The organism is Candidatus Symbiopectobacterium endolongispinus (assembly GCF_018777385.1).
GTDB lineage: Bacteria > Pseudomonadota > Gammaproteobacteria > Enterobacterales > Enterobacteriaceae > Symbiopectobacterium > Symbiopectobacterium endolongispinus.
Genome location: NZ_JAFJYB010000008.1, coordinates 65,148 through 79,112, shown reverse-complemented (window position 1 = coordinate 79,112; position 13,965 = coordinate 65,148). Strand labels below are relative to the sequence as shown.

Below are 13,965 nucleotides of genomic sequence, written 5' to 3'. Positions count from 1 at the left end.
CGACAGGTCGACGTTCGCTACTCTGCGCGTTTTACGCCAATGGGTAGATTTGGAACATACTTCGCAACATTCTTGTTATTTCCACACTGAGTGGTGCACTGTTTTCGGCGTTTGCCGCAGCGCAAACCATCAACAATTTCACTCAGGCCAAAGCCGTTGCCGCACAAATTCATCAGGACGCCCCTGACTCCTTCTTATTGCGGCTGCCGTATCTCCTGGGACGGTAAAAAGGGCACCCCCGACCTCGCCTCCTGCGGTTATACCGTACGCAAAAACGCCAATCGCGCACAGCGTATCGAGTGGGAACACGTGGTACCTGCCTGGCAGTTCGGTCATCAACGCCAATGCTGGCAAGAAGGCGGTAGAAAGAACTGTACCCGCGATGAAGTATATCGCGACATGGAAACCGATCTGCATAACCTGCAACCTAGCATTGGTGAGGTGAATGGCGATCGCGGCAACTTCATGTATGGTCAATGGAACGGTGGCGACGACCAGTGCGGCCAATGCGCGATGAAGATTGATTTCAAAAACAAGCTGGCAGAACCGCCCGAACGGGCACGCGGTGCCATCGCACGGACCTATTTTTACATGCGCGATCGCTACCAACTGCGGCTTTCCAGCCAGCAAACCCAGCTATTTACCGCATAGGACAAGCGCTACCCGGTGACATCCTGGGAATGCACTCGTGACCAGCGCATTGCCGAGCAGCAGAGGAATCATAATCCTTACGTTCAGCAGGCTTGCCAGCGCTAGTTCCACTACCTACTATAGAGCGTTCAACCAACGCCGCAGACCACGAGATGTGCTGCGGCGGTAGCGTAAAAAACATCGCCACCACGCGTCGCCTCAGCGTACAGTACGACTATGATGGCTGGTACGATTTTCACGGCAAGCAGGATATCGCCCTGCACGAACTGGATGAGGTCCTGATGCGTAAGGATCCGCCGTTCGATACCGAATTCATCTATGCCACCTATATACTGGAACGGGCAGAAGAAAAAGGCACGCTGATCGTCAACAAGCCGCAAAGCCTACGTGACTGTAACGAGAAGCTGTTTACCGCCCGGTTCCCGCACCTGACGCCGTATACGCTGGTCACACACCGCGCCGACAAACTGCGTCAGTTTCACCAGCAGCATGGTGATGTGATCCTCAAAACCGCTGGATGGCATGGGCGGCGCATCGATTTTCCGACTGAAACAGGATGACGCTAACGTTTCAGTCATCATCGAAACCCTGACCGAACACGGCCAGCGCTACTGTATGGCGCAAAACTATCTGCCCCCCATCAAAGACGGTGACAAACGCATTCTGGTAGTGGATGGCGAACCCGTGCCTTATTGCCTGGCGCGTATCCCGAAAAGCGGTGAAACGCGTGGTAACCTGGCCGCGGGCGGACGCGGTGAAGTTCGCCCGCTGACGGAAAGCGATTGGCAAATCGCTCGCGCGGTGGCACCTACGTTGAAACAGAAAGGGCTGATTTTTGTCGGTCTTGACGTCATCGGCGATCGACTGACGGAAATCAATGTGACCAGCCCTACCTGCGTGCGGGAAATCGAAGCGGCATTTCCTGACGTTTCCATCACCGGTATGCTGATGGATGCCATTGAGCGCCGCCTGGCAGATCGCCAACGTTAATGTTCCGTGCGTTAATGTTCTTAACATTAAGGTTCTTGGCGTTAATGTGCTCTACGTTAAGGCACTTAACGTTAAGGTATCTTGCAGTCGGTGCCCAGCATGCTGGATACCCACCGATACCAGCCCGTGGCAACACGGGCTTCCCCTAATCCTGACAAGAGCGAATAACCACGCACAATGAAGACGGCGCAATGGGGCTTATAGTCAACAAACCGATGGGCCAATTTTCGGTAGAAGATATCCTGAGCAAGCTGCATATCGAGCCGACGCCTCGCGATCCCGATATTCGTCTGGATAAACCGGTGTTCTCCGGTGGTACGCTGGCAGACGATCGCGGTTTTATTCTGCGCACGCCGCAGTCAGGTTTTGGTTCCAGCATCAGTATTTCCAGCGATGTGATGGTTACCACGTCAAAAGATGTGCTGGAGACGCTGGGCACGCCGACACAGCCCAGTGAAACGATGGTTGCCTTAGGGTATTCCGGCTGGGAACAGGGACAATTGGAAACGGAGCTGCTGGAAAACGTGTGGCTCACCGCCCCGGCAGAAGCCGATATTCTGTTCCATACCCCGATCGCAGAGCGTTGGCGCATGGCGGCCAAAAGGATCGGTATCGATATCCACAATATCGTGGCCGATGCTGGGCATGCCTGATGACCAACCGAACCCTGCTAGCCTTCGATTTTGGCACCAAAAGCATCGGCGTAGCCATCGGCCAAGAGGTCACTGGCACCGCGCGAGCGCTTACCGCGTTCAAGGCGCAGGACGGCGTGCCTGACTGGAACCAGGTAGAAAAAATAATCAACGAGTGGCAGCCTGATTTACTGGTGGTGGGATTGCCGCTGAACATGGATGGCACCGAGCAGGGGCTGACCGCAAGAGCGCGAAAATTCGCCAACCGCTTACACGGCCGTTTCGGCAAACCGGTCGAACTACAGGATGAACGTCTGAGCACCATAGAAGCACGGGCAGACCTGTTTGAACGCGGTGGGTTCCGCGCATTGAATAAAGGCCAAGTGGATGCCACCTCGGCCGTCATTATTCTGGAAAGCTGGTTCAGTCGTCAAACGCCGAGGCAGTAAAGCGATACCCATCCTATTTCACGTAGCAGAGATGTTGGCCACGCGAAGTCGTTAGAGTATGACAATACCTCTCAGCGGCGTTCGTGCAAACTGCTGTCGCTATTCGTCCGGAAACTCAGCGATGAAACGTTCCACGTCGTTCACCATGGATTCGGTGCCGACAAAGAATGGGCAGCGCTGGTGCAATTTCTCCAGCTCAATATCAAGAATACGGCGTGCGCCATCGCTATCTTTACCGCCTGCCTGTTCTGCCAGGAATGCCATCGGGTTGCATTCGTACAGCAAGCGCAGTTTTCCTTTTGGATAGCTTGCGGTGCTCGGATACAAGTAGATGCCGCCTTTCAGCAGGTTACGGTGAAAATCCGCCACCAGTGAGCCGATATAGCGCGAGGTATAAGGACGCTGCGTTGCTTCATCCTGTTCCTAGCAATACTTGATGTATTTCTTCACGCCCTGCGGGAATTTGATGTAGTTCCCTTCGTTAATCGAGTACATGTTCCCTTTTTCAGGGAAATGCACACGCTCGTGCGACAGACAGAAAACGCCCAGAGAAGGATCATAGGTAAAAGCATGCACACCGTGACCGGTGGTGTACACCAGCATGGTCGAGGAACCGTACACGATATACCCTGCTGCCACCTGTTTGTTACCCGGTTGCAGGAAATCCGCTTCCGTGACCGGCGTACCCAACGGGGTAATACGACGGTAAATGGAGAAGATGGTGCCAACAGATACGTTAACATCAATGTTGGAAGACCCATCCAGCTGGTCCATTAACACCACATATTTGGCGTTTAGACCGCGGTCGCCTTCAAAAACGACGATCTCATCTTCTTCTTCGGAGGCAATCCCCTCTACTTCACCACGAGATTTCAGTGCCGCTTTCAGTTTTTCATTGGCATACAGATCCAGCTTCATCTGCACTTCGCCCTGAACGTTCGACACGCCGCTGGTTCCCAGGATATCAACCAACCCAGCTTTGTTGATATCGCGGTGAATAATTTTGGCGCCCAGTTTAAGTGCGGACAACAGCGCGGTCAGTTCACCGGTTGCGTGAGAGAAATCGTGCTGTTTTTCGACGATAAATTCGCCTAACGTTTTCATAACACTATTCCAGAATCTACGAATGAAAAGCGGTTTCAGTTTTCACCGCTCATGTTTGCGCATGCAGTGTAGCCCAAACAGAAAGCTGCACCTAGTCAAATCCATTTCTTATGCGTAATCCAGGCGCTAGAATACGCGAAGACTTTCAGGAACTGATGGAAAATATATGCGTATTCATATTTTGGGCATCTGCGGCACCTTTATGGGCGGTTTAGCACTGCTCGCTCGTTCACTGGGACATGAGGTTACCGGTTCGGATGCCAACGTCTATCCTCCGATGAGCACGTTGCTGGAAGAACAAGGCATCAGCCTCATCCAGGGATATGGCCCGGCACAGTTAGATCCTGCGCCAGATTTGGTGATCATTGGCAACGCTATGAGTCGCGGCAACCCTTGCGTTGAGGCGGTGCTGGAAAAAAGCATTCCCTACGTCTCCGGGCCGCAGTGGCTGCATGACGCCGTGCTGCGTGAACGCTGGGTGATTGCCGTCGCGGGCACACACGGTAAAACCACCACCGCTGGGATGGTAACCTAGATTCTGGAAGCCTGCAGCTACCAGCCCGGCTTCGTCATCGGCGGTGTTCCCGGCAACTTCACCGTTTCTGCCCGCTTGGGCGGCGGCACCTTTATGGTAGTGGAAGCCGATGAATATGACTGTGCGTTCTTCGACAAACGTTCAAAATTCGTGCACTATGCGCCGCGCACGCTGATCCTGAACAACCTCGAATTCGATCATGCAGATATTTTTGACGACCTAAAAGCCATTCAGAAACAGTTCCACCATCTGGTTCGCCTGGTGCCGGGAACAGGTAAAATCATTCTTCCAGGCAATGACTTACACCTTAAACAGTTGATGGGCATGGGCTGTTGGAGTGAGCAGGAACTGGTGGGTGACGACGGTGTCTGGAAAGCGAAAAAAGTCACGACCGATGCCAGCGAATTTCAGGTTTATCTGAACGATGAGTTGGTCGGCGAAGTGCGCTGGAAACTGGTGGCGAGCACAACATGCATAACGCCATTATGGCCATCGCGGCGGCACGCCATGTGGGCGTGCCCGCAGCCGAAGCCTGCCGTGCGCTGGGTGGATTTATCAATGCCCGCCGCCGCCTTGAACTGCGCGGGACCGTCAACAATATCAGCGTCTACGACAATTTTGCGCACCACCCGACGACAATTCTTGCTACGCTGGCAGCCTTACGCAGCAAAGTAGGTGGAACGGCACGCATTCTGGCCGTGCTGGAACCGCGCTCAAACACCATGAAAATGGGTGTTATCAAGAATGAACTGGCTCCGTCACTAGGTCGCGCAGATAAGGTGTTCCTGTTCCAGCCGCAGCACATTCCATGGCAGGTGGTGGAAGTGGCTGACGCCTGTGTACAGCCAGCACACTGGAGCGCGGATATCGACACGCTGGTCGAGATGATCGCCAAAACCGCTCAAACGGGCGATCATCTCCTGGTGATGAGTAACGGCGGATTCGGGAATATTCACAACACCTTATTGGCGGCGTTGGAGAAGAAAGCAGCCTCTGCTCAGGATCAAAGCGACGTGCTGTAAAACACAAAAGGACGGTTTCCCGTCCTTTTGTGTTTATGCACTTAATGCGGGTTACGCATTACGCATCAAACGGATCGCGCAGGATCATGGTTTCGCTACGGTCAGGGCCGGTGGAGATAATATCAACCGGCACGCCGGTGACCTCTTCCACGCGCTTGATGTAGTTCAGCGCAGCCTGCGGCAGTTTGCTGTGATCTTGCACACCAAAGGTGCTTTCCGTCCAGCCCGGCAGGGTTTCATAGATAGGCTCGATGCCTTCCCAGCCTTCAGCCGCCAGCGGCGTCACATCAACTTCATCACCGTTCGGCATACGATAGCCGACGCAGATCTTCACTTCTTTTAGTCCATCCAGCACGTCCAGTTTGGTCATGCAGAAACCGGACAGGGAGTTGATCTGTACGGCGCGGCGTACGGCAACCGCATCCAGCCAACCGGTGCGGCGACGACGGCCTGTGGTTGCACCAAACTCGTTGCCTTTCTGCGACAGGTGCTCGCCAACATCATCAAACAGCTCGGTAGGGAATGGACCTGCACCAACGCGGGTAGAGTAAGCTTTGACGATACCCAGCACGTAATCTACGTAACGCGGCCCAAGACCAGAACCGGTAGCAACGCCGCCCGCCGTGGTGTTAGAGGAGGTCACGTACGGATAGGTACCGTGGTCGATGTCCAGCAGCGTACCTTGCGCGCCTTCGAACATCACCAGATCGCCACGCTGATGCGCTTTGAATAGCAGATCGGAAACATCAACCACCATTGCAGTGAGAATGTCAGCAATCGCCAGCACATCATCCAGCACTTTCTGGTAGTCCACCGCTTCCACTTTGTAATAATTCACCAGTTGGAAGTTGTGGTACTCAACGATCTCTTTCAGTTTGACGGCAAACGCTTGCTTGTCGAACAGATCGCCCACACGCAAACCACGACGTGCCACTTTATCTTCATACGCCTGGCCGATACCACGACCAGTAGTGCCAATAGCTTTCTCACCACGCGCTTTTTCGCGCGCGTTATCCAACGCGACGTGATAAGGAAGAATCAGCGGACACGCTTCAGAAAGCAGCAGACGTTCGCGTACCGGAACACAGCGTGCTTCCAATGCGGTCATCTCTTTCATCAACGCATCAGGTGCCAGCACAACACCGTTACCGATGATGCTAACCACGTTTTCACGCAGGATGCCAGAGGGGATTAAGTGGAGGACGGTTTTCTCACCGTTAATAACCAGAGTGTGGCCAGCATTGTGACCACCCTGGTAGCGCACAACATACTTAGCCCGTTCAGTCAGCAGGTCAACGACCTTGCCTTTACCTTCGTCACCCCATTGGGTGCCCAGTACGACGACGTTCTTACCCATTTCAAGAATCACCAGGTTGCTTAAAAATGGATTCTATCATCTCACTTGGTTGCTTTCAGTACTTTTAGCATACGTTTGCGCACATTTTTTGATGCCATTCAGCTTCCCGCTCGATGACGCAACATGTAGTAGATCACGATGCCGGCAACCACTAATCCACCGCCAAAACGGCGCAAAATAGTGTCTGGCTGCTGCGCCATCGCCAGGATCATGCGACGCCAAATCCGTGGAAACAGCAGCGACCCAGCCCTTCCACAATCAAGACCAGGCCCAGCGCCAGCCAAATGGTGATACTCATACCTACTCCAATGGAAAATTTTGCCATTAAAAAAGCCCGTATAACCATACGGGCTTTTGGCGAAAAATGGTAAAGCTAATCAGCGTGCAAGCGACGTCGTTGGCGAACGCATATAGCGGAAGAAGTCGCTATCCGGGCTCAATACCATCACGTCCTGATTGTCGTTGAAGCTGGCTTCATAGGCACGCATGCTACGGATAAAGGCATAGAAGTTCGGGTCTTCGCTAAAGGCATTAGCAAACAGCCGGGCTGCTTCCGCATCCCCTTCACCGCGCATGATCAGTGCTTCACGTTCCGCTTCAGCCAGAGTGCGCGTCACCAAATAATCTGCCGCCGCTTTCAGTTTCTCCGCCTGTTCCTGACCTTGAGAACGGTGACGACGGGCAACCGCTTCACGTTCTGCACGCATACGGGCGAAGATCGCATCCGACACTTCCGTCGGCAAGTTGATCTGCTTGATACGCACATCGATCACTTCAATACCGAGAGCCGCCATACTGTTCGGGTTGATATGCGGCTGCGCACCCTTGGTCTCTTGCTCCACGCGTGCGGCAGCAGAGGCAATGGCGCTATCCGCTTCGGTGGTTTCACCGGTACCGGTATTCAGCGCATCACGCACATCCAACATCAGTCGGCCGCGGGAATCGGTAACAATACCGCGCACGTCCAAACGACCGATTTCAGAACGCAAGCGGTCGCTAAACTTACGTTTGAGCAGCACTTCGGCCTGAGAAATGTCACCACCGCCCGTCGCCAGGTAGTAGCGGCTGAAATCACTGATACGCCATTTGATATACGAATCCACGATCAGGTCTTTCTGCTCCGAGGTGATGAAGCGATCGGCCTGGTTTTCCATGGTCTGAATGCGCGCATCCAGCATCTTCACGGTATCAATAAACGGTACTTTAAACTGCAAACCTGGCACATAGATAACAGGCTTGTTCTCATCATCGCGCAATACTTTGCCGAAGCGCATCACAATGCCGCGCTGGCCTTCCTGCACAACAAACACTGAGGCATACAGCGCCATCAGCACCAGGACGAGGATAAAAACGATAGGCTTACGCATTATTATTCTCTCCCAAAATCACGCTGCGCGTTTGCACGGCGCTGGTCCATGACGGTTCCACCCGTGCTGGTACGGGTTTGTCCGGTAGTTGCTCCGTTGTTGTTCGGTGCAGAGGGCAGACTCATAGGCGCAGCCGTGGTGTTACTGGTCACGTTACCGCTGGTATTGCCTGTCTGACCGCGCATCAGTTGATCCAACGGCAGCACCATCAGGCTATTGCCTTTGTCATTAACCAACACTTTCCGGGTATGTCCCAGTACGCGCTCCATGCTTTCGATATAGAGACGTTCGCGGGTAATTTCTGGCGCGGCTTTGTATTCCGGCAGAATCTTAGCGAAACGCGCCACTTCACCCTGCGCTTCAAGCGTGATACGAGCGCGATAAGCACGTGCCTCTTCCAGCACACGCTGTGCCTGACCGTTCGCACGCGGCTGCACTTCGTTCGCATAGGCTTCTGCTTCACGAATGTATTGCTGTTCGTTCTCGCGTGCCGCGATAGCGTCATCAAACGCGGCTTTCACTTCCTCTGGCGGACGCGCCGCCTGGAAGTTAACGTCCAACAGAGTTAACCCCATGTTGTACGGACGAATGGTTTCTTCCAATACGCGTTGCGTGTCAGTACGCACGATGGAACGCCCCTCAGTGAGGATTTTGTCCATGGTGTATTTACCGATAACGCCGCGCAGGGCGCTGTCAGTCGCCTGACGCAAACTGTCGTCGGCATTGGTAACGCTAAACAGATAGCGTTCAGGCTCCGTCACACGATACTGAACGTTCATCTCCACGCGCACCACGTTTTCATCCGACGTCAACATCACGCCAGAGGTGGCCAATTCACGCACAGATTCCACGTTTACCGAACGAACCGAGTCGATAAATGTCGGTTTCCAGTTCAGACCTGGACCTACCAGGTGGCTGAACTTGCCAAAGCGTGTCACTACGCCGCGCTCGGCTTCTCGGATGGTGTAAAAGCCGCTCGCGGCCCAAATCACCACGGCCGCTACTGCGACAATACCCACGACCCGACCACCCAGACCGCTGCCAGAGGTGCCGCCGCCATTACCTGAATTTCTGCTTCCGCCCAGTTCGCCCAGCTTTTTGCTCAGCTTGCGGAAGATATCATCCAGATCGGGAGGACCTTGATCCCGGCCGCCTTTATTATTGTTTCCGCCAGAGTTGCCGCCTTGATTATTGCTGCTCCCCCACGTGTCGCGGTCCTGTCCGTTATTACCGGGCTGATTCCACGCCATGTTTTAGCTCCATTCTTTTATGATTGGTGTTCTTCAGGTTCAATATCACAGAGTCCGCAGAACAATGCCGAGATCGACCAACATGTCAGTCTCAAACCACATAATCTGCGAGTTCTTGCTCTTGTTTGCAAAGACTACGCCAGTCCACCATCGGCATACGCACGATAAGACCCACGCGACCGTCTTCCTCAATCCATTCTTTTTCTATTGCCTGAAGCTGGTAAAAACGACTACGAAGGCGTCCTGCCTACGGAGGAAGGCTCAGAGAATAATGTGCGATGTCCCCTGATAGCCGCTCCGTCAATGCCTGAAATAACAACGAAATACCGTCACCCGTCTGGGCAGAAAGCCATACCCTGACCGGCACATTCTCTTCGTTGCGATCGATACGCGGAACGAAACCGTCCAGCATGTCGATTTTGTTCATCACGAGCAGCACAGGAATTTCATCAGCCTCGATTTCTGCCAGCACTTCGTTTACCGCTGCAATATTCTCGTCAATACGAGGATCGTCAGCATAAACGCCTGCCGCTGTCATTTCGTTAAACAGGGTGGATTTTCCGGCGTTGGTGTAGCCCACCAGCGCAACCGTAGGCACGTCCGCACGTGTTCTGGCTCGACGCCCTTGTTCACGCTGCTTCTCCACGCGCTCAAGGCGAGAAAGGATTTAGCTGATACGGTTACGCAACAAGCGACGGTCGGTTTCGAGCTGGGCTTCACCCAGCCCACGCAGGCCAATCCCCCCCCCTTTCTGGCGCTCGAGGTGCGTCCATCCCCTTACCAGACGCGTGGCAAGGTGACGCAACTGCGCCAGTTCAACCTGCAATTTACCCTCGTGAGTACGCGCACGCTGGGCAAAAATATCCAGAATCAATCCGATTCTGTCGATAACACGGCATTCGCACAAACGCTCAAGGTTACGCTCCTGAGCAGGCGTCAACGCATGGTTGAACAACACAACAAAGACATCGGTGGCTTTCACCGCCTGTGCAATTTCTTCCGCCTTGCCTTCACCCACAAAATATTTGGAGTGCGGTGCCTTGCGGCTACCGGTGATCACCTGCAATGACTCGATACCGGCGGAGGAAACCAGAGATTCAAACTCCAGCAAATCGTCCGTATCTTTGTCTTGCGAAAAATAAATATGAACCAAGTATGGCCCGTTCACAGGCTTCATAACGGTCAAACAAACGTGCGACCTCTCAAACGAACGAAAAACACCCTGGTGGCAAGCGCTAGCGATGTGTACAGGCTCCCCACCGGGGTGAAAGCGCAATACGCGTTATTCCGCGTCATCACTTTCCTGCGCCGACGACTGCTGATTTGCAGACGAACCACCATGGTAGTTGCTGGTGCCAGGGTTATTGCTGTGATGAGAAACCGGACGAGACGGCACCACGGTGGAGATAGCATGCTTATACACCATCTGGCTAACCGTGTTTTTCAACAAGATAACGAACTGATCGAAAGACTCGATCTGGCCCTGCAACTTGATACCATTCACCAAATAAATAGAAACCGGAACACGTTCGCGACGCAGCGCGTTCAGGAACGGGTCTTGCAAAGATTGCCCCTTAGCCATTCTATATTTTCCTTATTTGCTTGTTGTTTGTAACAAAGAACCCCAAGGTTCTAAAATAATGATGTAAAAAAATTGTGCGCTGAGACTCGCCAATTGTACACAATCGGCCACCCTATGCACTAACTATGCGCGTATAATAAACCCACATATCAAGGTGCCTGTACCACCGCCATCACACGTTCAAACGCATCCTGCGGTTTTTCACTGTCCAACCAATGAACGCCGTCCCACCCGCGCAGCCAGGTCATTTGACGTTTCGCCAACTGACGTGTCGCGCAGATACCACGGAACACCATCTCATCGTAATCACACTCGCCGGATAAATATGACCACATCTGGCGATAACCAACGCAACGAACAGACGGCAAATCCTGATGTAAATCGCCCCGGGCAAAGAGCGAACGGACTTCCGTCTCAAATCCTGCCGCCAGCATCTGCTGAAAACGCAGCGCGATGCGTTCGTGCAACAGCTCGCGCGTTACCGGTGCAATGGCAAACTGATGCACACGGTAAGGCAACGCATCACCCGCTGTTTTTGTCAGCTCTGTTAAAGTGTTACCTGAAACGAAAAAAACTTCCAGTGCCCGGCACAATCTCTGCGGATCATTTGGATGAATCCGAGCCGCTGCAACGGGATCAATCTCACACAATTGGCGGTGAAGCGCTTCCCACTCCTGCTCACGCGCCTGCGCTTCGATGCGCTGGCGCACGGCCATATCGGCTGACGGCAGCGGTGACAACCCATCCAGCAGCGCCTTGAAGTACAGCATGGTTCCCCCGACCAGAAAGGGAATACGCCCGGCAGCGGTAATATCCGCCATCTCCCGCAACGCATCACGGCGAAAATCCGCGGCGGAATAAGCCTGCGTCGGATCGAGAATATTGATCAAACGGTGTGGAGCCTGGGCCAGTTCCTCAGCGCTGGGTTTGGCGCTGCCGATATCCATTCCTTTATAGATAAGGGCGGAGTCCACACTAATCAACTCAACGGGCAACGCTTGTCGCAACGCCATCGCCAGCGCGGTTTTTCCTGACGCTGTCGGCCCCATGATAAAAATCGCTGGAGGAAGGATTGCGCTCGATAATTCACTCATACTTTCAAAGCCTTAATGGCATCTTCCACGCTAACCCGCTGCAACAGCGACGCGGGCGGCTGTTTCGGCAATTCCGGACAAAGTCGCTCTATTTCCGTCAATAGTTGTATCGCCTGCGCCTGGCTCCAACGTTCGTGGTCACTGTGCAGCTGTTCCGACAACCAGGTCGCCAGTTGCTCAGGCGTGCACGCAGGTTGCAACGCAAGATAGCCTAACAGTTCAGAGATCAAGTTTTGTAAATTTTGTTGGCGCAATGGTAAAGGTACAGCACGCAGTAGCGCCCTCTGGGACTCCAGCGCGATATCAATACCAAACTGCGCCAATAGCGCCTGATGATGAAGCAGCGCTTCGCGTTCATTTTTTTCCACGGTCAAACGTTGTGGAATCAATAATGGCTGGGGACGTAACCCTTGTTCCTTCGGCAACAGCTGCGCACGCTTGAGGTAGCGCTCGGCGTGCGTCAGTGACACCATCGCCAACCCGTGTTGATACTCCACCAGTGCGAAACTGGGCGGAAAAACGGTTAACAGACGGCCGAAACATTGCGCCACGCTGACCGGTTCCAAATCTGGCACAGACGCTGACACGGCGGTGTCGATGGGTTCTTGAACCGCCTCCGCTATCGACGCGGGTTTCAATAAAGTCTGGTAAAGCTCACCCTGTTTTTTCTGGTAGGGTGCGCCAGCAAGGGGCATCGGCCCTCGCCCTTGTGTTTGAGAAGCGCGTGGCTGATAGGCCGGGGCACTCTCCTTCATCTGGCGTGCCGGAACGTCTGTCGCTTTCGGCGGCACGTGCTCCACCGGACGTGCAGGCTGCGCAAACTGGTTTTCCCCTGCGGCGATGCGATTTTCCGGCTGCCACGCAATGGCTTCGCCTGCCACATCGGAGGCCACGGCCGCCAACGGCAACTCAGAAGCCTGCTGTAATACGCTAACCACCGCCTGATAGATAAAATCGTGCACCAAACGCGACTCATGGAAACGCACTTCGTGCTTCGCCGGGTGCACGTTGACGTCAACCTGGTGCGGATCCACTTCAAGAAACAGCAGGTAGGCAGGCTGCTGCTCACCGTGCAAACTGTCTTGGTAAGCCTGGCGGATAGCGTGATTAATCAGCCGATCGCGCATCATGCGTTGATTGACGTAGCAATACTGCATGTCGGTCAGTTGCTTTGCGCCCTCGGGATCGACCACCCAGCCGTGGATGGACAAATCGCCGTGCTGCCACGAAATACGCAGCGCGTGTTGCAAAAACAGCGGCCCACAAATACTGCCAACACGGTGTTCATGCTGTGAGGCGTCCGGCGCGGCGCGGTATTGGCGAATCGTTTTACCATTATGGTTAAGGGTAAACGTCACATCGAAGCGCGCCAGCGCGATGCGGCGCACCACTTCATCAATATGCGCGAATTCTGTCTTTTCTGTGCGCATGAATTTGCGCCGCGCGGGGGTGTTGTAGAACAGATCGAGCACTTCCAGCGTGGTGCCAACCGGATGTGCCGCCGGTTTTACCGTCACCGCCATATCACGGCCTTCCGCATAGGCCTGCCACGCTTCATTCTGCTCCGCCGTACTGGACGTCAGCGTTAAGCGCGAAACTGAACTGATACTCGCCAGCGCCTCACCGCGAAAACCCAGGCTGATAATCGCTTCGAGATCGTCCAGCGTGGCAATTTTGCTGGTTGCATGACGCGCCAGTGCTAAGGCCAGATCATCTTTGCCAATTCCAGAGCCGTTATCACGAATCCGAATACGTTTTGCCCCGCCGCGATCGATATCGATATCAATTCGGGTCGCCCCGGCATCTAGACTGTTCTCCACCAGTTCCTTCACCACTGAAGCGGGGCGTTCCACCACTTCTCCGGCGGCAATCTGGTTAGCCAGTTGGGGAGGCAAAACCTGAATCGGCATGCGAGTTCCTCTGTTATTGACG

The 13,965-nt window shown here is 54.0% G+C and carries 7 protein-coding genes and 7 pseudogenes; 5 read left to right on the top strand and 9 right to left on the bottom strand.

Going from position 1 to position 13,965, the window contains the following annotated elements; all coding sequences use genetic code 11:
• Positions 1 to 56 precede the first annotated feature (56 nt).
• The 4 genes and pseudogenes from endA to ruvX all read left to right on the top strand — a co-directional run bounded on the left by endA (position 57) and on the right by ruvX (position 2,722).
• Positions 57 to 756: pseudogene (endA, locus tag JZM30_RS22280) on the top strand (deoxyribonuclease I).
• Positions 757 to 833: 77 nt separating this feature from the next.
• A pseudogene (gshB, locus tag JZM30_RS22275) lies at positions 834 to 1,641 on the top strand (glutathione synthase); the annotation flags it as partial.
• A gap of 164 nt (positions 1,642 to 1,805) precedes the next feature.
• Positions 1,806 to 2,294 (top strand): annotated as a pseudogene (locus JZM30_RS22270) (YqgE/AlgH family protein); the annotation flags it as partial.
• The gene (ruvX, locus tag JZM30_RS22265) at positions 2,294 to 2,722 is read left to right on the top strand and encodes a Holliday junction resolvase RuvX (protein ID WP_252321362.1); all 429 of its coding nucleotides are present in this window, start codon (positions 2,294 to 2,296) and stop codon (positions 2,720 to 2,722) included. The pseudogene JZM30_RS22270 and the gene ruvX, both read left to right, overlap by 1 nt.
• A 99-nt stretch (positions 2,723 to 2,821) precedes the next feature.
• On the opposite strand, the pseudogene fbp reads toward ruvX, so the two are convergent.
• Positions 2,822 to 3,826 (bottom strand): annotated as a pseudogene (gene fbp / locus JZM30_RS22260) (class 1 fructose-bisphosphatase).
• A 166-nt stretch (positions 3,827 to 3,992) separates the two neighbouring features.
• On the opposite strand from fbp, the pseudogene mpl reads away from it, so the two are divergent.
• A pseudogene (gene mpl / locus JZM30_RS22255) lies at positions 3,993 to 5,383 on the top strand (UDP-N-acetylmuramate:L-alanyl-gamma-D-glutamyl-meso-diaminopimelate ligase).
• Between the two features lie 58 nt (positions 5,384 to 5,441).
• On the opposite strand, the gene JZM30_RS22250 reads toward mpl, so the two are convergent.
• From JZM30_RS22250 to mutL, 8 genes and pseudogenes are all read right to left on the bottom strand, one after another.
• The gene (locus tag JZM30_RS22250; RefSeq protein ID WP_252321361.1) at positions 5,442 to 6,740 is read right to left on the bottom strand and encodes an adenylosuccinate synthase; all 1,299 of its coding nucleotides are present in this window, start codon (positions 6,738 to 6,740) and stop codon (positions 5,442 to 5,444) included.
• Positions 6,741 to 6,838: 98 nt separating this feature from the next.
• A pseudogene (locus JZM30_RS22245) lies at positions 6,839 to 7,038 on the bottom strand (DUF2065 domain-containing protein).
• Positions 7,039 to 7,117: 79 nt separating this feature from the next.
• Entirely contained in the window at positions 7,118 to 8,107 is a 990-nt protein-coding gene (gene hflC / locus JZM30_RS22240) for a protease modulator HflC (protein ID WP_252321360.1), read from the bottom strand.
• Between the two features lie 2 nt (positions 8,108 to 8,109).
• The gene (hflK, locus tag JZM30_RS22235; protein WP_252321359.1) at positions 8,110 to 9,357 is read right to left on the bottom strand and encodes an FtsH protease activity modulator HflK; all 1,248 of its coding nucleotides are present in this window, start codon (positions 9,355 to 9,357) and stop codon (positions 8,110 to 8,112) included.
• A gap of 91 nt (positions 9,358 to 9,448) precedes the next feature.
• Positions 9,449 to 10,547: pseudogene (gene hflX / locus JZM30_RS22230) on the bottom strand (ribosome rescue GTPase HflX).
• A 92-nt stretch (positions 10,548 to 10,639) separates the two neighbouring features.
• Positions 10,640 to 10,939, bottom strand: coding sequence for an RNA chaperone Hfq (gene hfq, locus JZM30_RS22225; RefSeq protein WP_252321358.1), 300 nt, complete (start codon positions 10,937 to 10,939; stop codon positions 10,640 to 10,642).
• A 149-nt stretch (positions 10,940 to 11,088) separates the two neighbouring features.
• Positions 11,089 to 12,033, bottom strand: a complete 945-nt coding sequence (gene miaA, locus JZM30_RS22220; RefSeq protein WP_252321357.1) for a tRNA (adenosine(37)-N6)-dimethylallyltransferase MiaA — start codon at positions 12,031 to 12,033, stop codon at positions 11,089 to 11,091.
• Positions 12,030 to 13,943: a DNA mismatch repair endonuclease MutL gene (gene mutL / locus JZM30_RS22215; protein ID WP_252321356.1), complete on the bottom strand. Its 1,914-nt coding sequence runs from the start codon at positions 13,941 to 13,943 to the stop codon at positions 12,030 to 12,032. The genes miaA and mutL overlap by 4 nt, the downstream gene beginning before the upstream one ends.
• Positions 13,944 to 13,965: the final 22 nt, after the last annotated feature.